The sequence below is a fragment of the Arthrobacter sp. 9E16 genome, from assembly GCF_002929435.1.
In the GTDB taxonomy this organism is placed as follows: Bacteria; Actinomycetota; Actinomycetes; order Actinomycetales; family Micrococcaceae; genus Arthrobacter_B; species Arthrobacter_B sunyaminii.
In genome coordinates, this window is the sequence record NZ_PJIU01000004.1 from 12,400 (window position 1) to 34,154 (window position 21,755).

Annotated in this window: 19 protein-coding genes and 2 pseudogenes; 7 read left to right on the forward strand and 14 right to left on the reverse strand. The window is 64.6% G+C overall.

Features of this window, described 5'->3' with window-relative positions; genetic code table 11:
- Window positions 1–5 precede the first annotated feature (5 nt).
- The 4 genes and pseudogenes from CXR00_RS15820 to CXR00_RS15835 all read right to left on the reverse strand — a co-directional run.
- Window positions 6–959: an amino acid ABC transporter permease gene (locus tag CXR00_RS15820; protein ID WP_219816036.1), complete on the reverse strand. Its 954-nt coding sequence runs from the start codon at window positions 957–959 to the stop codon at window positions 6–8.
- Window positions 959–1,849 carry an ABC transporter substrate-binding protein gene (locus CXR00_RS15825; RefSeq protein ID WP_104055639.1) on the reverse strand — a complete coding sequence of 297 codons (891 nt, stop codon included), beginning with the start codon at window positions 1,847–1,849 and terminating at the stop codon, window positions 959–961. The genes CXR00_RS15820 and CXR00_RS15825 overlap by 1 nt, the downstream gene beginning before the upstream one ends.
- Before the next feature lie 514 nt (window positions 1,850–2,363).
- Window positions 2,364–2,623, reverse strand: a pseudogene (locus CXR00_RS15830) (phosphatidylinositol kinase); the annotation flags it as partial.
- A gap of 29 nt (window positions 2,624–2,652) precedes the next feature.
- A pseudogene (locus tag CXR00_RS15835) lies at window positions 2,653–2,872 on the reverse strand (DUF3090 family protein); the annotation flags it as partial.
- 285 nt (window positions 2,873–3,157) lie between these two features.
- Here CXR00_RS15835 and poxB point away from each other — a divergent pair.
- Window positions 3,158–4,876, forward strand: coding sequence for a ubiquinone-dependent pyruvate dehydrogenase (gene poxB, locus CXR00_RS15840; RefSeq protein ID WP_104055643.1), 1,719 nt, complete (start codon window positions 3,158–3,160; stop codon window positions 4,874–4,876).
- A 39-nt stretch (window positions 4,877–4,915) separates the two neighbouring features.
- Here poxB and CXR00_RS18795 read toward each other — a convergent pair whose 3' ends face one another.
- The 8 genes from CXR00_RS18795 to CXR00_RS15880 form a co-directional block, all read right to left on the reverse strand.
- Window positions 4,916–5,485 carry a DUF1643 domain-containing protein gene (locus CXR00_RS18795; RefSeq protein WP_104055646.1) on the reverse strand — a complete coding sequence of 190 codons (570 nt, stop codon included), beginning with the start codon at window positions 5,483–5,485 and terminating at the stop codon, window positions 4,916–4,918.
- A gap of 81 nt (window positions 5,486–5,566) precedes the next feature.
- Window positions 5,567–6,379, reverse strand: coding sequence for a hypothetical protein (locus tag CXR00_RS15850; protein ID WP_104055648.1), 813 nt, complete (start codon window positions 6,377–6,379; stop codon window positions 5,567–5,569).
- Window positions 6,380–6,616: 237 nt separating this feature from the next.
- The gene (locus CXR00_RS15855; protein WP_104055650.1) at window positions 6,617–7,312 is read right to left on the reverse strand and encodes a hypothetical protein; all 696 of its coding nucleotides are present in this window, start codon (window positions 7,310–7,312) and stop codon (window positions 6,617–6,619) included.
- A 168-nt stretch (window positions 7,313–7,480) separates the two neighbouring features.
- Entirely contained in the window at window positions 7,481–8,116 is a 636-nt protein-coding gene (locus CXR00_RS15860; RefSeq protein WP_104055653.1) for a response regulator transcription factor, read from the reverse strand.
- Window positions 8,117–8,129: 13 nt separating this feature from the next.
- Window positions 8,130–9,803: a sensor histidine kinase gene (locus CXR00_RS15865; RefSeq protein ID WP_104055655.1), complete on the reverse strand. Its 1,674-nt coding sequence runs from the start codon at window positions 9,801–9,803 to the stop codon at window positions 8,130–8,132.
- 23 nt (window positions 9,804–9,826) lie between these two features.
- Complete coding sequence (locus CXR00_RS15870; protein ID WP_104104739.1) at window positions 9,827–10,468, reverse strand: hypothetical protein; 642 nt, start codon at window positions 10,466–10,468, stop codon at window positions 9,827–9,829.
- A 240-nt stretch (window positions 10,469–10,708) separates the two neighbouring features.
- Entirely contained in the window at window positions 10,709–11,083 is a 375-nt protein-coding gene (locus CXR00_RS15875) for a hypothetical protein (RefSeq protein WP_104055660.1), read from the reverse strand.
- Between the two features lie 227 nt (window positions 11,084–11,310).
- The gene (locus tag CXR00_RS15880) at window positions 11,311–12,054 is read right to left on the reverse strand and encodes a FadR/GntR family transcriptional regulator (protein WP_104055930.1); all 744 of its coding nucleotides are present in this window, start codon (window positions 12,052–12,054) and stop codon (window positions 11,311–11,313) included.
- 170 nt (window positions 12,055–12,224) lie between these two features.
- On the opposite strand from CXR00_RS15880, the gene CXR00_RS15885 reads away from it, so the two are divergent.
- From CXR00_RS15885 to CXR00_RS15905, 5 genes are read left to right on the forward strand one after another with little or no spacing between them, the layout of a single operon-like run.
- Window positions 12,225–13,748: an ABC transporter substrate-binding protein gene (locus tag CXR00_RS15885; protein WP_104055662.1), complete on the forward strand. Its 1,524-nt coding sequence runs from the start codon at window positions 12,225–12,227 to the stop codon at window positions 13,746–13,748.
- A 55-nt stretch (window positions 13,749–13,803) separates the two neighbouring features.
- Window positions 13,804–14,751 (forward strand): ABC transporter permease, encoded by a 948-nt coding sequence (locus tag CXR00_RS15890; protein WP_104055664.1) that lies wholly within the window; start codon window positions 13,804–13,806, stop codon window positions 14,749–14,751.
- Entirely contained in the window at window positions 14,751–15,638 is an 888-nt protein-coding gene (locus CXR00_RS15895; RefSeq protein WP_104055666.1) for an ABC transporter permease, read from the forward strand. Before CXR00_RS15890 ends, CXR00_RS15895 begins: the two co-directional genes overlap by 1 nt.
- A complete protein-coding gene (locus tag CXR00_RS15900) occupies window positions 15,635–17,446 on the forward strand; it encodes an ABC transporter ATP-binding protein (protein WP_104055668.1) in 1,812 nt (603 codons plus the stop codon). The genes CXR00_RS15895 and CXR00_RS15900 overlap by 4 nt, the downstream gene beginning before the upstream one ends.
- Window positions 17,443–18,885 carry an amidase gene (locus CXR00_RS15905; protein ID WP_104055670.1) on the forward strand — a complete coding sequence of 481 codons (1,443 nt, stop codon included), beginning with the start codon at window positions 17,443–17,445 and terminating at the stop codon, window positions 18,883–18,885. Before CXR00_RS15900 ends, CXR00_RS15905 begins: the two co-directional genes overlap by 4 nt.
- A gap of 40 nt (window positions 18,886–18,925) precedes the next feature.
- Here CXR00_RS15905 and CXR00_RS15910 read toward each other — a convergent pair whose 3' ends face one another.
- Both CXR00_RS15910 and CXR00_RS15915 read right to left on the reverse strand, forming a co-directional pair.
- Window positions 18,926–19,699, reverse strand: coding sequence for an SDR family NAD(P)-dependent oxidoreductase (locus CXR00_RS15910; RefSeq protein ID WP_104055672.1), 774 nt, complete (start codon window positions 19,697–19,699; stop codon window positions 18,926–18,928).
- Window positions 19,700–19,742: 43 nt separating this feature from the next.
- Window positions 19,743–21,200 (reverse strand): aldehyde dehydrogenase family protein, encoded by a 1,458-nt coding sequence (locus CXR00_RS15915; protein ID WP_104055932.1) that lies wholly within the window; start codon window positions 21,198–21,200, stop codon window positions 19,743–19,745.
- A gap of 151 nt (window positions 21,201–21,351) precedes the next feature.
- On the opposite strand from CXR00_RS15915, the gene CXR00_RS18360 reads away from it, so the two are divergent.
- Window positions 21,352–21,504, forward strand: a complete 153-nt coding sequence (locus CXR00_RS18360) for a hypothetical protein (RefSeq protein WP_181032597.1) — start codon at window positions 21,352–21,354, stop codon at window positions 21,502–21,504.
- The last annotated feature ends 251 nt before the right edge of the window (window positions 21,505–21,755 follow it).

The window sequence follows — 21,755 nt, forward strand, 5'->3', positions numbered from 1 at the left end:
CGGTGTCAGACAAGGCGTTTGTTCCTTTCGCTTGAGCGGCTCAATTTCTGAAGTAGCGTCGGTCTGGATGACGAGTTCCGGTGTCCCTGTTCAAAGTGTTGTTCCAAATAATGCTGTCCGACACTGAGGATGGTGGTTACGATCAGGTACCAGATAGAGGCGACGATCAATAGTGGGATAGTCAGGTAGTTTACGGCGTAAATTAGCTGCGCCGAATAGAGCAATTCTGGGAAGGCAAGAACGCTGACGACCGATGTGGTTTTCAGCATCGAGATGACATTATTGCCGGTAGGGGGAAGAATCACTCGCATCGCCTGCGGCAGCATTATTCGTTTCATGATTTGGGCCTTGCTCATGCCAATGGCCTGCCCGGCCTCGCGCTGCCCCGGATCTATCGAATTTATGCCGCCTCGGACGATCTCAGCCATGTATGCGCTCTCGTTGAGACTCAACCCCAGCACCGCGGCCAGCCATGGTGTCATTAGGGTATTCGTATCCGCGGAATAGAATTGGATTTCAGTGAAGGGAATTCCCAGGGATACCGATGGATATAGTGCTGCAATATAACCCCAGAACAACAACTGAACAAAGAGTGGTGTGCCGCGGAAAAACCAGATGTACAACCCGGCTAGTTTTGACAGCACGGGGTTGGGTGACTGTCGGAGCAGAGCGATGATCACTCCTAAGGCGACACCAATCAGCATCGCAACCACGGTTAGTACGAGGGTGTTCCGGAGCCCCTCGAGGATACGCGGGGAAAAGAAGTACGTGAATACCACGTCCCAGCGGTAGTTCGGGTTGCTGATCATGGATGCTACAAGCAAGCCGAGAGTCAGGAGGGACGCTGCAGCAACAGCCCACCGGCCGTAGTGGCGCACAGGCACTACGGTCATGTCTGATACCTGCGCATCTGAACTTGTGGTTGAGGAACTCTCGTGTTGGATGGTGGTGCCGGCCACTAGCTCTGCGCTCCGTTAATCACTGATTCCTCGACTTTGATGTGGCTGAGGTCGTTCTTCTCTAGAAAATCGTCGTAGGTCCCGTCCTCCATCAACTTCTTAATTGAGGCGTGAATTGCCTCCGAAAGCTCGCTACCTTTAGGGAGGGCTACTCCACCGGGATTCGGATTCTTGAACGATGGACCAGCAATCTGAAATGCGTCGGGGTTCGCCTTATCGGCGACAACAAGGTCTGGGATGTCGGCTAGTACCGCATCCACTTGGCCACTCTGCAGAGCCATCAGAGCGGCTGGAGTTTCAGGGTAAGCAGCCTCGGTTGGAGGCGTCTCCCCCTGGGCTATACACTTTTGTGCTTGCTCCGGGAGCATACTGTTCTGCTGCAGTGAGCCGCGCAGTACCCCGACCTTGGCTCCGCAAAGGGCGTCCGCCTTCAGCCCTTTAGGGTTTCCCTCCGCCACCAATGCATCGGTACCGTTATGGTAGTACGTTACGAAATCTACGACTTTCTCTCGCTCCTTTGTATCGCCGATCGAGTTCATCGCTATGTCACTAGAACCGGACGCCAACCCCGGGATTAAGCCGTCGAACGACGTTTGTACAAACTCGACCTTCAAGCCCATCAAGGCTCCCATTTCTCGGGCTAGGTCTGGCTCAAACCCCACGAAGGTCTTTCCATCCTCACCCAGTGAACCAAACGGCGGGTTCGTCCCGGTCGTTGCTACTCGCAGAACACCGGCCTCAGCGATTTTGGCCGGTACAAGTTCGGCAATAGCGGCATCTTTCTGCGTATCTGAGACCGTCTCTACGGCCCCGGCGGAGCATCCTGCAAGGGTCAGGGTTAGCAGGCTCCCCAGGACAATGGGGAGCGCCAGTTTGGTTTTCGTATGCATCAGCTGCGCCTCTCGATTACAAAGATTTTTGAATGACGACGTTTGGATAATTCCGAAAAGTGTGGATACTGCTCGCGCGGTTAGGCCATAATTACACACGCTTTTGAAATTTCACAGGGTAGATCCAGATTTTTTGGTAAATTTACCGTGGCGAAACAATCGGGTGAGGGGAACAGGGTGCAGGTACGTAGTGTCTGGACCGAAAGTTGTCTACGCCGTTCAATTGCCGATAGGAAAAATGAGCATCAGGCTGCATCACTGGTGTACAAAAGAGTTGAAGCCTCGGAGGCGGGTATCTAGATTGTTACGACACCGATGGGGTGTTGTAGGTATCAGGGGTCTGACGCTTCGTAATAGATGCCCAGTAGGGGTGAGACACTAAGTCGCCGTTCTGAATGCGGCCTGGGACGCTACACACGGGGGAGCTTCTTGAACTTGCTTCACACCCGGGTTCCAGCACTTCATCAACAGTCACCAGGGGTGTTATGCAACGGGCTCTGTCTCATGTCGGAGCTTGGATCATGCTCTCACCCAGCGGACCGCCCTGAGGCCGCGGGACACGATGTTGCAGCCCAGCACCTCGGACACCAGATAGGCGGCGACCTCCCGGCGCGCCAGGCAGCCGTCGGGAAAGTCCCAGAGCGGCTTCTCGCTGGCGATGGGTTTGTAGACCATGCCATCGTCGCCGATGCTGCCCAGGAAGGTGGCGGTGGACGCCGTCGTGAGGCGGCCGGTGAGCGTCAGCTCGGCGGTGACGAGATCGGGTGCGGGCATAAGGACTCGGGGAAGGTGCAGGTGTGCCCCTAGGGGTCGATCTGCTGGTCGCAGATCACGCAGATGGGACGTCCGGCGCCCACCACTTCGCGGTGCGCTTGGCGAAGGCCCGGGCGGTGCCCACCAGGATCCGCACGCGCAGCACCTCTTCATCGTCGGCGTCCTCATCCACCTCCTCGAGGGGTAGGCCTCGATGACGAGCTGCGCCGTCGTCGGATCCCAGCCCAGGCTCATCACGCCAGCGCGGAAAGGGGGAGGCCAACGCAACACCGGAGAGCTTGAGCGGCTTTACGACATGTACACGATTTGTACCGTCCTCTCCGGGCCCCATCGAAGGAGTCACCACCTCCGAGGAAGCGAACGAACTGGCGGGTGCCTTCGTTCTGTGCCCTGGGGTCAGACAGAATCCGGGAGACGATTATTGAGGTAAATGTAGCTGAAGGTTACGGCTAGCGGCCCTGCTTCACCTCTGGCCCCGTCCGCCCGTGCCGCCTAGACTGACGACACGCCGAACGCGCCGACCCGAGGAGCAACATGCCCACGATCGCCGAGACCGTCGTCCACAACCTCGCTGCCAACGGGATCCAGCGGATCTGGGGAGTTCCCGGCGACTCACTGAATGCGGTGACTGAGGCCATCCGCCGGGAAAAGGGCATCGAATGGATACTCACCCGGCATGAGGAGGAGGCCGCGTTCGCCGCCGCCGGGGAGGCGGCGCTGACGGGGGAGCTCGCCGTGTGCGCTGGCAGCTGTGGCCCCGGCAACATGCACCTCATCAACGGACTCTACGACGCGCACCGGAGCCGCGTTCCCGTGCTCGCGATCGCCTCGCACATCCCGAGCGACGAGATTGGCAGCCAGTACTTCCAGGAGACCCGGCCCACCGAACTGTTCCGGGACTGCACCGTCTTCTGCGAGATGGTCCTGAGCCCAGAGCAGATGCCGCGGCTGCTGGAGATTGCCATGCGGACCGCCATCGAGAAGCGGGGCGTCGCCGTGCTCGTGATGGCCGGCGACACCGCGCTGGAAGACGCCGCCGACGAGCGCGTCTTCACGGTCCGCCGCACCGACCCCGTCACCGTCCCCTCCCCTGCGGAACTGCAGGAGGCCGCCGCCACGCTGAACTCCTGCGGGAAGGTCACCATCCTCGCGGGGGCCGGCGTCGAGGGGGCACGCGACGAGGTCCTCGCCCTCGCCGACGCCCTCGGCGCACCGATCGTGCATGCCCTCCGCGGCAAGGAATTCATCGAGCACGACAACCCGTTTGACGTCGGCATGACCGGGCTCCTGGGCTTCGCGTCCGGCTACCGGGCGATGGAAGACTGCGACACACTGCTGATGCTCGGCACCGACTTCCCCTACCAGCAGTTCTACCCGAAGCACGCGAAGATCCTGCAGGTCGACATCCGGGGCGAGCAGCTCGGCCGCCGCGTGCCGCTCACCCAGGGCATGGTCGGCGGGGTACGCGAGACGGCGTCGGCTCTGCTTCCGCTGCTCGAGCGGAAGTCGCAGCGCACCCACCTGGAGAAGTCGCTTGACCACTACCGCCGCACCCGCGCGCAGCTCGACGACCTCGAGAAGCAGGGCCCGGGCACCATCCATCCGCAGCATCTCACCCACCTGATCGACGAACTCGCCGACGACGACGCGGTCTTCCTGCCCGACGTCGGCACTCCGGTCATCTGGGCGTCCCGGCACCTGCACATCGGCGCGCGACGGCGCCTGATCGGTTCCTTCTGGCACGGCACCATGGCGGCGGCGACCCCGCTGGGCATGGGCGCCCAGGCCGTGGACCGGAACCGGCAGGTGGTGGTCCTGGCCGGCGACGGCGGCCTGGCGATGATGCTCGGTGAGCTGCTGACGGTGGTGCAGCATAACCTTCCGATCAAGATCGTGGTGTTCGACAACGCTGCGCTTAGCTTCGTGGAGGTGGAGATGAAGGCGGCGGGCATCGTCAACTTCGGCACCGGTCTCGAGAATCCGGACTTCGGTGCGGTGGCGCAGGCGGTGGGGATGCACGGCGAGAGCGTGACGCGCCCGGAGGATCTCGAGGGTGCCCTGCGCAGGGCATTCGAGTACGACGGCCCCGCGCTCGTCTCCGTCGCGGTCGAGCGGCAGGAGCTGTCCATACCGCCGAAGATCGACGCGAAGCAGGCCACCGGCTTTGCGGTCTACGCGATGCGCACGGTGCTCGCCGGCAACGGCCGCGAACTCATCGACCTCGCAAAGGCGAACGCGAGACAGCTGCTCTGAGGGACGCATTGGAGGGTTCAAGTCTCGATGTCAAAGCAATTAGGGGCCCTGTTCCACTAGTCGGTTGCCAGACCTTCGGAGATAGCGCTTGATACCCCTCATTTGAAGTGCCTGACCGCGCGGCGTCGGGTGACGCGGGTTTCCACTGGCAGTGAGCTCATCGAAGCTGAATAGCTTGACCCCGAGTTGGTCGAGGGTGTTGAGTACATCCACCTTCGCTCGTTTCGGAGTCGGGTGCTTTAGATCGCCCCATGCGCCGAGAACCTCTGATGCATCGAAGTTCCTGAGGTGGTGCTCGATCACGGCACAGTTTGCTTCAGAGAGTTTCAGATCGTAGGAGGAAAGGTCCGAGGGATTAGTCGCTCGCTCCGGGTAAAGGTTGAGCATCATCCACCCCGGATGAGAGTTGTCGATGCTCGCCCTAACGGGTCGGTTTACAGTCTGGTCCGACTGCGTTTGGTCAGCGAACGAGGGATTCATGCAGATGGAGATGAAGGGCGGGTTTTGGGTCGACGCTTCCGCCACACGACCGAGAGCAAAACGATGGGTCTGTTCTGCGGGGTCCGGGCACCAGAGATCGGGTTCGTTCCCTGGAGAATACACAATCATGTGCTTGCCTCTGTGCGCCGGCTGGCCGCTACTTCGCTTACCGGATGGCCCGGACTGGCTCTCACAACTTGGCTTTGTTCCCTAGTTCCCGACTCCGTCCAGCTGGATGACTTCGACATCGATGGTCTTGTACTCTTCAGGCCGGTGTCCTGGCTTGGTCAGCTCCAGACTGGCTAGGTGCTTTTGAAGCCTCTTGGACATAGGAAGGAAGGTACTCAGGGTGAGTCCTCCGGAGAGGACCGCGCCGACGATCGGGATGGCTTTCGCGACTCCACTAGCAAAGAGGCTTTTGGTCATCCTCACACCAAGATTGTTGGCTACCTTTTTTACGATCGGATAGATGATCCCCTTGGTGAGGGCACGCTGCGGTAGTTTCTTTGCCACATTGGCGGCGACCATACCGGCGACCTTTGCTACTCCACCTTGGGCCATTTGTACGCCGAACATCACGCCTACGAACAGGATCAGCATGCTCTGGGTTGCCTCGTCTATTTCTTCGCCGGCATCGGCGAAGAGATCAGGCCAGCTGTAGATGTAGGCGAGTTTCTGAGCGATCCGAAGCATGTGACCCAAGTACTGCGCGAGGTCGGCCGGGACGGTGCCGACCATAGCCAGACCGCCGGGAATACCGGAGAGGGTTGAGAGGCCAGTGACCTTACTCGTTTCATACGCGATAGAGGTGTTGGCGATCTCGGTAATGACTTTGAGCGGTATACCTGCTGCCGCTGGACTCTCAGCGATAGCCCTGCTGATCTGCTCCTCTGTGCAGTGGCGCTTGAGTGCTGTTCGTAGGTAGGCGGTCCTGCTTATCCGCACACCGGGCAGCTTAGCTGCAGCATCCAGCACCTGGGTGAAGCTCGATCCAGCGTTATCTAAGTCTCGCGTCTCGGTCATTGGAAGAGCGTATCGGCACGCTCCGCTCCGCACTCGCATTGACGGATCGAAACTGATGGCGATTTCACGAGCCAGATCATTACAAAACCACTGAGTCGCCATTCTCCGACGTTAACTCGGCTTGGAACGTCGTGGAGTGACGGCGGAACCTAAGACGAACTGATCTGCTAGGCGTTGGAACAGCGGCCTGGGTATCGCCGGCATATCACCTCTCGGGCACCCCGGCGGCTGTGCGCACTACCGCCGGTTGAAGAGAACGAACTCAATTTCGTCGGCGCGGACTTTGCGTGAACCGTCCAAGCGTTCGGTGGCCTGCTCGGCCCAAGAGCCGGCCACGGCACAGTAGCGGGCGTAGGTGTCCGGAAACCATGCAGCCTTCGGAGCGCCGGGCCAGACATCGGACAAGTTGCGGGCAACTACCTGATCGAGGATGAGGTAGCGGGGTGGGACATCTTGGCCTTGGGCAAAGTAGAGGAACTTGGTCGAGAAAGCAGGGCCGAGCCACGGAATGCGTCCGGCACCCCTGTCCGTGGTCAGCACGCCGTAGACGTCCTGTGCAGACTCACCGTTCCTGACCGCTTGCCAAGCATCAACCAGCAGCTCTCCGGCCCGGTCCTGATGGGCGGCGAGGGCGTTCAGCCGCTGATGCAGGCGTGGTGCCCGGCCGCCAAGGCCCCAGGCGAGTGAATAGTACAGAAGCTGGAAAGCGTTCGGCGGGGTGATCTCACGGACGCCCAACTCGAATACATCGCCGCGGGAAACTTTCGTGACACCCGGGCCGGCCAGTGCACCTTGCAGCGGCGGCAGCCCGCGAGTGCTGAGTGCATCCTGCCATCGGTCGCAGTTGACAGCGATAGCGTGGCCCAGGACGGCATCCTCCCCGGGAAGAGCGGCGAAAAGATCTTCGGGCAGGGGTGCATCAGCATTGATCATGGCGTGACTCTACGGGGTAAATCGCGGGTTTACCGGCGACTCACCAACACAGGCGGCCGGCGAATCAATGCCAGTCGGGCAACGGCCGCGCGTGGGCGCTGAGAGCGGTGGCCATCGGCCTGTTCCTACCGCCCGGATTGCTGCAGCACCGGTTCCCGGCGACGCCCCCTACGGAGCAGGAGCCTCAGCGCCGTCGACCCCCGCATCGCGTGCTGCTGCCACGGCCTGCGCCCGGGTGGTGACACCGAGCTTACGGAAGATGCCCGAGACCACGTTGCGCACCGTTTTGACCGAGAGCACGAGCACGTCAGCGATATGTTCGTTGGTGCGGCCCCGGCTCATCAGGCCCAGCACATCCCGCTCGCGCGGCGTGAGCTGCGGGAACGGCTCCGGCGGGCGCAGTCCTGCACGCAGGCCCTGGGCGACCTCCGGTGCGATCGTCATACCGCCGGATTCCACGGCGTCCAGTGCGGCCCGGATTTCCGCATGGCCGGCGCCTTTGAGCAGGTAACCGCTCGCTCCTGCCCGCAGCGCCGCAAGCATGGTTGCCGGTTCGTCCACCATTGTCAGTGCCAGAACCCGGACTAACGGATACTCGGCCACGATGCGCCTCGTGGCCTCCACGCCGCCCATGCCCGGCATCGACAGGTCCATGACCACAATGTCGGGTTCGCAGGCCGCCACCAGCGTCACCGCCTCCTCTCCGCTCGCCGCTTCGGCAACTACCTCGACTCCGAGCTCATCGAAGAGGGCCCGCAACCCGTCCCGGTAGACCGGATGGTCGTCACACAGCAGGACTCTCATACGCGTGCCAATCTCAATCCGGAACAGGGATCCGGGCGCGGACGGCGGTGCCCGCGCTGCTGCTGGTGATGGACAGTTCTCCGTTCAGCTCAGCGACGCGCTGGTGCATCGAGGCGAGCCCGACGCCGGCACTGGGCTGGGTGGGATCGAACCCGGTCCCGTCGTCGACGACCTCCAGATGCAAGGCGTCCCGGTCCGCCGTCAGCCGGATATCCACGGCGGAGGCACCGGCGTGCCGTACCGCGTTGCCCGCCGCCTCCGCTGCAAGACGATAGACCGCCACCTCGACCGCTGCCGGCAGAGATGTCGCCGCCATCGCCGTCACCCTCACGCTGGTTAGTCCCGAGAGCCGGACAGCGAGTTCGTTGAGGGCACCTGCCAGCCCGAGGGTGTCGACGGCGACAGGGTGCAGGTCACGGGAGATCCGGCGAAGAGCGGTGACGGCCTCACTGCCGGCGGTGCGTGCCTTGTCCAGGGACTCGCGGGCGCGCTGCGGTGAACGGTCCAGGGCCAGGCCGGCGACGTCTGTCTGCGCAATCACCGCAGCGAGCAGGGGGCCTACCTCATCGTGCAGATCACGGCGCACCCGCCGTCGTTCCTCCTCCCGGGCCACCGCCAGCTCGGCGCGGGAACGCCGGACGTCCGCCGCGAGCCTGGCCGAGCTGAGCACCGCGGCGATCGACGGTGAAACCGCGTCTATTTCTTCAGCGGCGTCTCCGGCCAGCTTCGGCGTGAAGAGGAACCCCTCTAGCCGGCCCAGATGAAGGAGCGGCACCCGGTGGTGGCCCGGATCGCCGACGGAGGCCACGACGTTTTCGCCGACCTTGATGGCGAGGCCCGAGACGCCAAGGTCGCGGGCGACTTCAGCGAGCGTCGTGTTCAGGGCGCTCGACGGATCGGCGGCGCCGTCGAGCTGGGGGCCCACCGAGCGGAGGGTGCGCGAGCCCGTGCCGATCGCGGTCAGGGACAGCGCGATCGGCAGGAGGGGGAGGGTGAGCACCTGAATCAGGGGCGACCATTCATTCGCGGCCGCTCCCACTGCGATTCCTGCGAGGCCCGCGACGGCTGCGATCAGTACCGGCAACGCCTGCCGGCGTCGGGCGGGACTTGTCAGCTGCAGCGCCAGGAACGCTGCCGCGGCGAAGGCGGTGCACGCGGTGAGCAGGACGCCTGTCAGGGAGAGAGCAGGTGAAAAGGGCAGCTCAAGGGGGTTGGGGTACTCGACGCCTTCCTCCACCGTGACCGTTGGCAGTGTCGCGAATCCGAGTGCCATCACCGCGGTGCTGAGGACGGCGGCAAGCTTAAGCCGGGAGGAAGTCCGCCAGCGCGCCGCCCTCAGCACGCCCAGCGTGTAGGACAAACCGACGGCGCTGCCCCAGGCCCAGGTGCATACCCAACCCGCGGTGACGGACAGGGGCGAGCCCGCCACCGCCAAACCACCCGTCGCGGCCGCCACACTCCATGCTGCCGCGATGGTCAGGACAGTCCCGGCCGGGCGGCCGCGGACCGTCCAGATGGCCGCAAGCACCGTCCATGACAGAGCCGCCACCGTGTCCTGCACCAGGTTTGACGTGAGTGCCCGCTCAGGACCCACGACGACGACTGCTCCGGCTGCGCCCACGGTCAATAGGAAGCAGACCGTGGGCCCTGTCAGGGCGCGAAGGCGGCGGGCGGTTGGCTGGTTCATAACGCCTCGATGGGGACGTTCGTTTAGGCATCAGTGTGAACGCTTGCCGGTTGCGGAGCAAGGGAAAACACTTTGTAGACCGCCAGCGCGATCAGGGCGGCGACGAGTGGTATCTGGGTGAGTGCGACGACGGGACCCAGGCCGGCGGTGAGGAACCCTAGAACAACTCCGGCGAGCAACAGCAGTGGCATCCACCGGGGAGCTGACTTGGCGATCAGCAAGCCGATGCCCATGACGATGAGTCCGATGCCGAACAGCGGAACCGACCAGTACGAGACCACCAAACCCGCCGGGCCGTCTTCCAGGTGCAGGAGGGTTTGCATGGAGGCCCCGTGGTCGAGCCCCGGGGCCGTTGCTCCCCAGGCGGCGTAGCCCTGGACCGCCTGGCTGACGGCGTTGAAGAAGGTGCCCACAGCGGCGATGGCCGCGCCCGCGCGCGTGACAGTTCCGCCCAGTCCGGCTACCAGCCAGAACAGGGGAAGCAGCAGGTAGGCGCCGGCGGTGGTGAGGAGGCGGGAGAGGATGAGCTGGTCGCGGTATTCCAGCATCAGGGGAAAGGCCGTGGCAGGGTCACGGCCCAGGTTCGGCAGGAGCGCCTGACCGGTAACAAAAAGGATTGGAGCGGCGAGGGCCGCTGCGAGCAGAAGGATACGTGTTGGTGTCATGTGCTGATGCTGGCCCGGGCCGTTCCCGGGCGGACAGAGGCGCAGGTCCCGGTTTGTCACCGTGCTTCGATATCACTGTCCGTGCGCCGGTTTCCGCACCAGGGGCAGGATGCAGCATGACGGGTTCCTAGCCCAGAAGTTCCTTCACCGCCTTGTCGATGAAAGCGGTGTGAGCGGGTTGCTGCCGCCGCTGGCGAAGTGCCCCCAGATGCCGGGATGACGCGCACTTCGGCCCGTCATTTAGGCGCCGGCAGGACGCTGGCCCATCCGCCTTTGGGCGACTAGCCAGGTTACCGCCCAATATGCGGCTGGTGTCAGCGCCAGCAGCGAAACGGCAGCCAGGGGAATGGCGGCACTTGCTGTCCACGTAAAGAGCGGAACTAGCAGCGACAACGTGAGAGTAAACATTCCAATGACTGCAAGATATTTTGAAGAGTTTTCCGCTCTCATAAGATCAGCAACCGCGAACGTGCCCGCGCATAAGGATGCAAGCGCCGCAAAAACGGACAGCGGAATTAAGCCGTTCGCGCCAACAAAGACGGAGCCGATCGAGAAAAGTGCAGCCACCAGGATGGTGGTCCCAGTTGAAAGACCCAGAAATTTCTGACGGCTCATGGGTGACGCCTCCTTCCTTACTGCGATTGCAGTTCTTCGCGCTTTTTCGCAAGCTCGCAGATTTCATTCCATTCGGAGGCAGCAACGCTAACAAGGATCAAAACTGCGGGCAAAGCGCAAAGTTTCCCGCCTGTGGGCACGGCGCACCAATGAACCGAATCACCGGTTCATCACGGAGAGCGGCAGGTAGGCGCTGACAATCCAGTTGGGTGCACCCGGCTACAGGCTCAGAGTGCGGCCAATCCGTTGCGTCCGTCGGCATCCAGATAGGCATCATGGGCGGCGGTGATGGAGCGGCGGGCCTGCTCGGCGGCGGCCGCGCTGTCCCCGCTGGCAATGGCGTTGAAGAGCAGGCGGTCGCTGGCGGCAGCATCCCGCATGGCAGCCCCGGGGTCACCGGCCGAAGAGATTCGATCATTCATGAGGTCCAGGAGGGCGCCGGAGACGGCCTGGCCGCTGGCCTGCAGTAGCTTGTTGTGGCTGGCCTCCCATACGACGGCGTGAAACTCCAGATCCGCTGCATTGAACAGGTCCATGCTGCCTGCCGCGGATTCCATGCGCTCCACCGCACCGCGCATCGCGGCAAGCTGCTCCGGCGTGTGCAGTGCGGCTGCCAGCCGGCAGGCGGAGCTTTCCAGGATGATGCGGAACTGGACGAGGTCCGAGAGGGACAGGGAAGCAATTCTTGCCAGTGTGGTGAAGGACTGCTGCAGCGCCTGTCCGGTGAGGGGAAGCACCTCCGGTCCGGAGCGTCCGCCGGGCCGGGAAGCGATGAGTCCCCGGCTCTGCAGCACCCGGAGCGCTTCACGCACAGTGGGGCGGCTGACCGAGAACTGGACCATCAGCTCGCGTTCGCTGGGCAGATGCTGTCCGGGCTGAACCTCGCCGGAAACGATGACCGCTTCGATCTGTTCCACCACGCGTTCGTAGGTCAGGACGGGGACTGCGGGGGAGAAACTGATTTTGCTCATGCGGCCCTTCACAATCGAAGTTTTTTCGAATCTACCGGGCCGCATCGGCCAGCGATATACCTCCGTTCAAAACTTTCACTGGTAAGACCAGATAAATAGGTAGACAGGCTGGCACTCCATGAGGTTGTCTGGTTCAAATTGTTGGACTTGCCGGAGGATGGAGATCCCCAATGAATCGTGCACCTTCCCGGGCAGCTGCGGTCGCACTGCTGGCTGCATCGGCGCTCTTCCTGTCATCCTGCTCTGCGGGTTCGTCCGGGGAGGAGCCGGCCGAGTCCGCTGAGGAGCGCTCCGGAATCACAGTGGCCCTCACCGGAGAACCCACCAACCTTGACTTCACCACCACCGCCGGCGCCGCCATTCCCCAGGCGCTGATGACCAACGTGTATGAAGGTCTGGTGGAAATTGACCAGGACGGCGCCATCCAGCCATTGCTTGCCGAGTCCTGGGACATCAGCGAGGACCGCCGCACCTACACGTTCACGCTGCAGCCGGACGTCACCTTCTCCAACGGCGAGCCGTTTACCGCCGACGACGTGAAGTTCAGCCTCGACCGCGTCAACTCCGGGGCATGGGTCTCGAGCCTGAAGAACAAGATGGCCATCGTGGAGGCGGTCAACGTCCTGGGTGACACCGGAGTGGAGATTGTGCTGAGCCGGCCGAGCAACGCCTGGCTTTTTGACCTCGGCACACCGGTGGGAGCCATGTTCGACGAAAGCGGCGTGGATGATCTGGCGAACACCGCCATCGGCACCGGACCGTTCACCATCGAGGCCTGGAACCGCGGGCAGTCCATCGAGATGAAGGCCCGCGAGGACTACTGGGGCGAGGCCCCCAAGGTGGATACCGCCACGCTGCGCTACTTCGCCGATGCCACGGCGACCACCAACGCGCTGCGCTCCGGCGACGTGGACGTGGTCTACAACATGCAGGCACCCGAGCTGCTCTCCACCTTTGAAAGCGACGACGCCTACCAGGTTCTGGACGGCACCTCCAACGGCGAAATCATCCTGTCCATGAACAACAAACAGGCACCCTTTGACGATGTCCGCGTGCGCCAGGCGGTCATGCACGCCATCGACCGGCAGGCCGTGCTGGACACCGCATGGAGCGGCTACGGCACCGTGGTGGGGGCGGCCGTACCGCCCACCGACCCGTATTACGAGGACCTGACCGACGTCAACGCCTATGACCCGGACAAGGCCCGTGAGCTGCTCGCTGAAGCCGGAGCCGAGGACCTGAACATCACCTTCAGTGTTCCCACCCGCCCCTACGCCACAGCCGTTTCCGAAATTGTGGTCTCCCAGCTGGCGGAGGTGGGCATCAACGCCACCATTGAATCCGCCGAGTTCCCCGCCGTCTGGCTGGACAAGGTCTTCACGCAGCATGACTACGACATGTCCGTGGTCCTTGCCGTGGAAAGCCGGGATTTCCTGACCATGTTCAACAACCCGGACTATTACCTGGGCTATGACAACTCGAAGATCGCCGAGACGGCCGCCACGGCGGACGCCGCCGACGAAGCCGGCTACGTGGACGGCATGAAGGACGTGGTCCGCACGGTGACCGAAGACGCAGCCGCCGGAGTCCTCTTCCTGTTCCCGAACATTGTGGTGGCCGACGCCGAGGTCACCAACGTCCCCGCCAACTCCGTCACCGAGGCGCTGGACCTGACCGGAATCGGCTGGAGCTGAAACCGGCGCGAGAGCATCCTGCGGCGCCGACGGCACGGACTGAAAAGAGGCACGCATGGGCATCAGGCTGCTGATCAACGCGGCCCGGTTCGCCGTCACCTTCCTGGTGGCCACGGTGGCGGTCTTCATCTTCATGCGTGCCGTCCCCGGCGACCCGGCGCAGATTGCGCTGGGCGTCAACGCCACACCGGAGCTGCTCGAGCAAACCCGGGCGGAGTTCGGCACTGACCGGCCCCTGCCGGTGCAGTACTTTGACTGGACGCTGGGCCTGTTCCGCGGAGATTTCGGCACCAGCTACGTCACCCGCCAGGACATCACGCCGCTGATCCTGGACCGGGTGCAGGTCAGCCTGATCCTGGTGGGCCTGGCCATGGCGGTTGCCCTGCTGATCGCCGTTCCGCTGGGCACCCTGATGGCCGTGAACCACCGCCGGATCAGCGGCATCCTGCTCAGCGGCCTGAGTCAGGTGGGCGTGGCGGTACCGGGATTCCTGGCGGCCATCCTCCTGGTGGTGGTGTTCGCCGTCGGGCTGGGCTGGTTCCCGGCCAACGGCTGGACGCCGCCGGGGGAGGACTTCGGCGATTTCCTTCGCCGGGTCTTCCTGCCCGTGCTGGCACTGGCCTCCGTCCAGGGCGCCATCCTCACCCGGTACGTGCGGTCCGCGGTCCTGGAGATCATGAGCGAGGATTACCTGCGCACCGCCCGCGCCAAAGGACTGGGGCGGACCGAAGCGCTGGTGAAGCACGGCCTGCGCAACGCCGCCATTCCGGTGCTTACGGTGACCGGGGTGCAGCTGGCCGCGCTGATCATCGGCGCCGTGGTCATTGAGCGCGTCTTCGTCATCCCCGGGCTGGGCTCCCTGCTTCTGGACGCGGTGGGCAACCGGGACCTGCTGACCGTGCAGTCCGTGGTGATGGTGCTGGTGGCCATCACCCTCACCATCAACCTGCTGGTGGATGTCCTGTACACCGTGTTGGATCCCCGAATCCGGAAGAAGGCCTGATGAGCGATCTCACCCCGGCTGCCCTCACCGGAGCCGCTCCGGTCCCCGTCGGGCGTCCCGGCCGCGGCAAACCTTCGCCCACCCTGCTGATCGGCGCGGCACTAGTGGCCGTCGTCGTCGCAGCCGCCCTCCTCTCCTTTTTCTGGACACCGTACGATCCGGTCCGGGCCGTACCCGAGGACCGGCTGCTCGGCTCCAGCGCGGAGCACCTGATGGGAACCGACCGCTACGGCAGGGACGTGTTTTCGGGAATCCTCTACGGCGCCCGGATCACCCTGCTGGTGGGCCTGATTTCCGTCGGCATTGCCCTTCTCATCGGAACGCCGCTGGGCATCCTGGCCGGAATGCGCGGCGGCGCGGCCGAAGAGATTAGCATGCGCGCCGCAGACATCCTGATGGCGTTTCCTGCCCTGCTGGTTGCCATCATGTTCGGCGCGGTGTTTGGAGCGGGAACGACGACGGCGATGGTCGCCATCGGCATCGGCTCAATCCCGGGTTTCGCCCGGGTGGCGCGCAGCGGAACCCTGCAGGTGATGAGCACCGAATATGTCCTGTCCGCCCGCGCCTCCAGCCAGAGCGCACTGCGGATTGCCCGCCGGCATGTGCTCCCGAACATTGCGGGGGTGCTGGTGGTCCAGTGCTCCGTCACGTTTGCGCTGGCCGTCCTGGCGGAAGCGGCACTGTCCTTCCTGGGACTCGGTACGCCGCCGCCGATTCCCTCCTGGGGGCGGATGCTGCAGGAATCCCAGCAGTTCCTGGGCACCTTTCCGGCGCTCGCCATTTGGCCCGGAGCCGCCATCGCCCTGGCGGTCCTGGGGTTCAACCTGCTGGGTGACGGGCTGCGCGACCGGTTTGACCCCAAGCTGAACGGGGAGGCTCCGCGATGAGCGAGCGGCTGCTGGAGGTGAAGGACATTCGGGTGTCCGCCGGCGAGCACACCCTGGTGGACGGCTTCAACCTCGAGCTGGGCAAAGGTGAACGGGTAGGACTGATCGGTGAGTCCGGGTCCGGCAAGTCAATGACTGCCACGGCGCTGATGGGGCTGCTGCCGGAGGGGGTCTCCGCCACCGGCTCCATCCGGCTGGCCGGAACCGACCATGACCTGGTGGGGGCCCGGGACAGCCAGATGCAGCGGATCCGCGGCAACGCGATGACCATGGTGTTCCAGGAACCCATGAGCGCCCTCAACCCGCTCATGAAGGTGGGACCGCAGGTGGCCGAGGTCATGCTCAAACACCGCACGGTGCCCAACCGGCGGGCGGCTGCTGCGAAAGCCGTGGAGATGCTGGCCTCCGTTCGGTTGCCCGATCCCGCGGAAGCCGCCCGGGCCTATCCGCATCAGCTCTCCGGCGGACAGCGGCAGCGCGCGATGCTGGCCATGGCGCTGGCCAACGATCCGGCGGTCCTGCTCTGTGACGAGCCCACCACGGCCCTGGACGTGACCGTGCAGCGCCAGGTCCTGGACCTCATTCTGGAATCCGTGAGCCGGCGCGACACCGGACTGCTGTTCATCACCCACGACCTGTCAGTGGTGGCCAGCGTCTGTGACCGCGTCCTGGTCATGAACAAGGGCCGCGTGGTGGAAGAGGGAACCACTGAACAGGTGCTGACCCGGCCCGCCCACGCCTACACCCGGGGGCTGTTGGCGGCCTCGGACCTGGAAGCGACGGACAGTGACGGCCGGTTGTTCACGGTGGCCTCGGCCGACGCCTACGTACCGCCGAAGATCGTATCCCCGCCCGCCGAAGGGACGACGGCGGTCTCCCGACCTGTTAGTTCAGACGGGCTTAACCCGCCTGCCGTGGACGCCCTGCCTGACCGCGGAGGGAGCGACGGCGCCGTCGAGCCGCTGATCAGTGTGCGGGACCTGGTGCGCACCTATCGGCGCGGCCGCACCTCGCTCTTTGGTGCGCCCGCCGAGGTGCAGGCACTGCGGGGCATCTCGTTTGAGGTGGCTGCAGGGCAGCGCTTCGGCGTGGTGGGAGAGTCCGGGTCCGGCAAGTCCACGCTGCTGCGCATCCTGGCGGGCCTGGACCGGCCCACGTCCGGCAGCGTCAAAGTTGCCGGAAACGAGGTAGCCGGGGCACGGGAAAACGAACTGCGCCAGCTGCGCCGCGAGCTTCAGATTGTTTTTCAGGACCCCATGGGATCGCTGGATCCGCGGATGCGGGTGCGGGACATCATCACGGAACCGCTGCTGCTGCCGGGGGAAACGGCGCGCCGCGGCAGGCATGCTGAACGCGCGGCCGAAATGCTCCGGGCCGTTGACCTTCCGCCCGAAGCGGCGGACCGCTTTCCGCACCAGTTCTCCGGCGGACAGCGGCAGCGCATTTCCATTGCCAGGGCCCTGATCGGAGAGCCGCGCATCCTGGTGGCCGACGAACCGGTGAGCGCCCTGGACGTTTCAGTGCGCGCACAGGTCCTGAACCTGCTCTCGGATCTGGTGGACCGCTACAACCTGACCCTGGTGTTCGTGTCCCATGACCTCGCCGTCGTACGGCATCTTTGCGACAACGTGGTGGTGATGAACCAGGGGCTCATTGTGGAAAGCGGCCCGACGGAGCAGATTTACGAGGACCCGCAGCACGAGTACACCCGGACGCTGGTGGCGTCCTCGATGTCGCTGCGGACGGAACTCGCCGGGCGGGCGATGGACACCCGGGAAGAACTGACCAGTCAGGGAGAGGGAAAATGACGGAGACGGCCAATCAATCACCGCAGCAGGAGGGCACCCCGCGCAGCCGGGGCCTCCACGACTTCTCCGCCGCCGAGCTCAGCAGCGCATATGCCGCCGGAACCCTGACCCCGGTGGAGGTGGCAGAAGCGGTCATCGAACGGATCCGGGAGCGGGAACCGGAACTGAACGCGTTCTACCGGTTTGATCCGCAGGACGTCCTGCGCCAGGCCCAGGACAGCGCCGAACGGTGGCAGGCGGATTCTCCCCGCAGCCCGTACGACGGCGTGCCCTGCAGTATCAAGGAGAATATTTCCCGGGCCGGCATCCCCAAACCGTCGGGAACGGCCCTGCCCGATCCGCCGGTGCCGGCCGGGAACGCGCCCATCACCGACCGGCTGCTGGAAGCAGGGGTGGTCATTCTTGGGTCCACCACCATGCCGGACTGGGGCATGCTCTCCTCCGGAGTGTCCAGCCTGCACGGGGTCTCGCGCAGCGCCTGGAACCCGGCCTGGACCACGGGCGGCTCCAGCGCCGGAGCCGGCAGTGCGGCGGCCGCCGGATACGGTCCGCTGCATGTGGGCACCGACATTGGCGGATCCATCCGGCTGCCCGGAACCTGGCAGGGACTGGCCACGCTGAAGCCCAGCGCCGGGCTGGTTCCGCTCGACGCTCCGTACACCGGCCGGGCAGCGGGCCCGCTGGCACGCGCGGTGGCGGACGCCGCCGTCCTGATGGAGCTGGTGGCACGGCCGGACCCCCGGGACTACACCACCAGGCCGTTTCCGCCCCAGCAGTGGAGCGCCGAACCGGCAGACCCGGCGCCGCTGCGCGTTGCCCTGCAGCTGGACGCCGGCTGCGGGGAGGCACCCGATCCCGAAGTGCTGGCAGCCGTGCAGGCTGCCGCCGCCCTGTTTGAGCAGGCCGGAGCCGTGGTGGAAATCCTGGCTCCCTTCATCGACGAGGACATGCTGCACGGGCTCGACGAATTCTGGCGGACCCGGTCCTACGCAGATCTGGAGGAACTGGAACCCGCGCACCGGGAGCTGGTCCTGGACTACATCGTCCGCTGGTGCTCCCGCGGAGCCGACGTCTCGGGCAGCCAGACCATCCGGAATTTCCACAGCATCGGACGGATGCAGCAGGCGACGGCGCTCGCCGTCGCGCCTTACGACGTCGTCCTCTCACCGGTGGCACCCATGGCGGCGTTCCCCGCTGAACAGCCCATGCCCCTGCCTGACCCCGAGCGGACCATGGGCCACATCGGATTCACCGTGCCGTACAACATGTCCGGCCATCCCGCTGCCACAGTGAACTGCGGATTCACGGCGAACGGCAGACCCATCGGTCTGCAGCTTGCCGGAGCGGTGGGCAGCGATGCGGAGCTGCTGAGGGTTGCGGCCTGGTATGAAGCGGCGCGACCGGTGTCTTCAACTCCAAACTGGTCAGCGTTGGCCTGATTCGGACGCAGCTCTGAACCAGGTCGGAGCGAAGCCGGAATCAGGCCGGAGGATCGAAGCGGCCGTCGACGGCGGTCCAGCCGCCGTCCACCGTCAGTACCGAGCCAGTGACAAAGGTGGAAGCGTCCGACGCCAGGTAGACCACGGCGCCGGCCAGCTCTTCGGGCCGGGACCAGCGGCCCAGGGCGCTCTTCGCCGCGTAGGCTCCGTACCAGTCCGGATTCTCCTTGATCTGCGCGGTCAGCGGCGTCTCGACGACTCCCGGAGCGATGACGTTGACGCGCACACCCGCGGGACCGAACTCAGCCGCCGCGGTGCGGGCAAGCTGGACCAGGCCGGCCTTGCTGGCCGCGTAAACGCTCTGACCGGGCTCCACCACCGAGGCGCGGATCGAGGAAAACCCGATGATGCTTCCGCCTCCGTTGGCCGCCATCCGCGGTGCGAAAGCCTGCAGCAGCGAGAAGGAGGCCCGCAGGTTCAGGTTCATCACCCGGTCAAATTCCTCCAGGGTGTAGTCGGCAATCCGCTTGCGGACATTCGTGGCGGCCGTAAACACCAGGGCCGCGCAATCGGCGTACTGTTCAGCGGCCGCCTGAACGGCGTTCGGATCCAGCACATCGAGCACCGCCGGTTCCCCGGCGGCGCCGATCAGGTCCGCCGTCGCTGCCGCGGAAGCCGCGTCCCGGTCCGCGCACACCACCTTGGCGCCATGGGCCGCCAGCGCCAGGGCGGACTCCCGTCCAATCCCGCTGCCGGCTCCCACCACCAGCACGCGCCGTCCGGCCAGGTCGAACAGTTCCGAGTAGTTCGTCATCAGGGGTCCTATCGCTGAGGGGAATGCTGGTGTGCGGCCGGGGTCAGGGGCGGATCATCGCCATGCGGGTGACCGTGAATTCCTCGATGGCGAACCGCGGCCCCTCCCTGCCGATTCCGGAGTCCTTCACGCCGCCGTAGGGCATGATGTCCGAGCGGAACCCGGGGATCTCATTGACCACCACGCCGCCGACGTCGAGCTGTTCAATGGCCTGGAAGGCGTGCTGAAGCGACGCGGTGTACACGGCGGCCTGCAGGCCGTACCGGGAATCGTTCACCGTGGCGATCGCTTCAGCCATCCCGGAAACGCGTTCCAGGCACACCACCGGTCCGAAGATCTCCTCACTCCACACACTGCAGTCATGGGGTACGTCGGCCAGGACTGTGGGGGCGATGCTCCGGCCCTCGGCGCCGCCGCCGGCAACCAGCCGTGCCCCGGCGGACACCGCCTCCTTGATCCACCCCAGCACCCGCTCTGCGGCCGCGGTGTTGATGAGCGGCGCCAGTCGGGTGGCTTCGGCGCGGGGGTCACCCACCACCACTTCGGGCAACCGGGAGAGCAGGCGCCGCTCGAACTCGTCAGCGATCGGCTCGGCCAGGACCACGCGCTGGACCGAAATGCAGGCCTGCCCGTTGGCGTAGAAACCGCCGCGGATGACGGCGTCCACCGCATCGTCCAGGACAGCGTCTTCGGCAACAATCAGCCCGGTGTTGGAGCCCAGTTCAAGGACCGTTTTGCGCGGCGCGGCTGCTTTCGCGATCCGGTGGCCAACTGCGGCGGAACCGGTGAAGGAGACGACGGCGACCCTCGGATCGTTCACCAGCGCCGCACCGACGTCGGGCCCTCCGGTGACCAGCTGGACAGCAGCCGGCGTCACGCCGTGCTTGTGGAGGATTGTCCGGATGAGATGGACAGCCCAGAGCGTGGTCAGCGGCGTGTCGGGGGACGGTTTGATGATGACGGGACAGCCGGCGGCGATCGCCGGGGCCAGCTTGTGGCTGGCTAGCAGCAGCGGATAGTTGAAGCCGGCAATACCGACGACGACGCCGGCCGGCCGCCGGGTGAAGTAGCCGAGCATCCCTTCCCCCTGGGGCTGCAGATCCAGGGGAACGGTTTCTCCGTGGATGCGTGCCGTCTCTTCTGCGGCGGCAGACCAGGTGGCGAGGGTCCGCTGGACTTCCGTGCGGCAGTCGACCAATGGCTTGCCGGTCTCCAGGACCAGCAGGTCGGCCATCGCCGTCGCTTCCCGCGAGAGCGCGCCATGGATGTCCATCAGCAGCGCCCGCCGGGTTCCAGTGCTGAGCTTGGATGTCACCGCGAAGGCTGCGGCTGCTTCACTCAGCGCCTGCCCGGCATGCTCCGCCGATGCCACCGGCGCCGAAGCCACCTCAGTGCCGTCATAGGGGAAGGAGATCACCGAGCTTTCCGGGCACGGGGCCCACTCATGGACTCCGGCTCCCAGAGGAAGTCCGTCGGGGTAGGGCGGCGCAAATATCACGATGGCTCCCGTGCGTGGGGGACTTTGCGGACAATCCAAGCGGTTCCAAGCTAACTGGTCAGGCCAGTACAGTGACGGTATCGGCCCAGAGGTTCGGGGTCAACGGTTTGATAGGTTGTTCGATCACTGGCCTGTAAATGGACGGAAGGACGTTATGGCACCGGAAACAGCACTTCTTGTCATAGTCGCCGCGACAGTCATCTTCCTGGTCGTGGCTGGAGTTCTCGTGTGGCGGTTTATCAAGTCCAATGCCGGAAAGTACCCGCCGGCAACTAAGGGCAAGTGGTTTGAGGTCCGGCGCCGGTAGGGAGAGCTCTGCCCGGGAGACCTGATCAAACAGCTTGGCGGGTCGCGGGTGTCAGGAACCCAGCCGGGGAGGAACGGGTCGAATTCACGGTCAACGACATCATCATGGACACTCCGTGCACGGAGTCCTTTGCAGGGCCTCCGGAAAACATGCACTTTGTTGCCTTGGATGTGTCGGTGAATCCGTCACCACTTACGCTTGAATTTCCTGCGTCTTTCGGAAGAGTTCGCATGAATCACCTCAGGGCGCGC

What these genes read in the sequence shown, in the direction of transcription:
- CXR00_RS18795 (WP_104055646.1), bottom strand. Translation starts at nt 5,485, where the DNA reads ATGATTGTGTATTCTCCAGGGAACGAACCCGATCTCTGGTGCCCGGAC.
- CXR00_RS15900 (WP_104055668.1), top strand. Translation starts at nt 15,635, where the DNA reads ATGAGCGAGCGGCTGCTGGAGGTGAAGGACATTCGGGTGTCCGCCGGC.
- CXR00_RS15885 (WP_104055662.1), top strand. Translation starts at nt 12,225, where the DNA reads ATGAATCGTGCACCTTCCCGGGCAGCTGCGGTCGCACTGCTGGCTGCA.
- CXR00_RS15825 (WP_104055639.1), bottom strand. Translation starts at nt 1,849, where the DNA reads ATGCATACGAAAACCAAACTGGCGCTCCCCATTGTCCTGGGGAGCCTG.
- CXR00_RS18360 (WP_181032597.1), top strand. Translation starts at nt 21,352, where the DNA reads ATGGCACCGGAAACAGCACTTCTTGTCATAGTCGCCGCGACAGTCATC.
- CXR00_RS15870 (WP_104104739.1), bottom strand. Translation starts at nt 10,468, where the DNA reads ATGACACCAACACGTATCCTTCTGCTCGCAGCGGCCCTCGCCGCTCCA.
- CXR00_RS15855 (WP_104055650.1), bottom strand. Translation starts at nt 7,312, where the DNA reads ATGATCAATGCTGATGCACCCCTGCCCGAAGATCTTTTCGCCGCTCTT.
- CXR00_RS15895 (WP_104055666.1), top strand. Translation starts at nt 14,751, where the DNA reads ATGAGCGATCTCACCCCGGCTGCCCTCACCGGAGCCGCTCCGGTCCCC.
- CXR00_RS15890 (WP_104055664.1), top strand. Translation starts at nt 13,804, where the DNA reads ATGGGCATCAGGCTGCTGATCAACGCGGCCCGGTTCGCCGTCACCTTC.
- CXR00_RS15905 (WP_104055670.1), top strand. Translation starts at nt 17,443, where the DNA reads ATGACGGAGACGGCCAATCAATCACCGCAGCAGGAGGGCACCCCGCGC.
- CXR00_RS15860 (WP_104055653.1), bottom strand. Translation starts at nt 8,116, where the DNA reads ATGAGAGTCCTGCTGTGTGACGACCATCCGGTCTACCGGGACGGGTTG.
- CXR00_RS15865 (WP_104055655.1), bottom strand. Translation starts at nt 9,803, where the DNA reads ATGAACCAGCCAACCGCCCGCCGCCTTCGCGCCCTGACAGGGCCCACG.
- CXR00_RS15910 (WP_104055672.1), bottom strand. Translation starts at nt 19,699, where the DNA reads ATGACGAACTACTCGGAACTGTTCGACCTGGCCGGACGGCGCGTGCTG.
- CXR00_RS15875 (WP_104055660.1), bottom strand. Translation starts at nt 11,083, where the DNA reads ATGAGCCGTCAGAAATTTCTGGGTCTTTCAACTGGGACCACCATCCTG.
- CXR00_RS15850 (WP_104055648.1), bottom strand. Translation starts at nt 6,379, where the DNA reads ATGACCGAGACGCGAGACTTAGATAACGCTGGATCGAGCTTCACCCAG.
- CXR00_RS15880 (WP_104055930.1), bottom strand. Translation starts at nt 12,054, where the DNA reads ATGAGCAAAATCAGTTTCTCCCCCGCAGTCCCCGTCCTGACCTACGAA.
- poxB (WP_104055643.1), top strand. Translation starts at nt 3,158, where the DNA reads ATGCCCACGATCGCCGAGACCGTCGTCCACAACCTCGCTGCCAACGGG.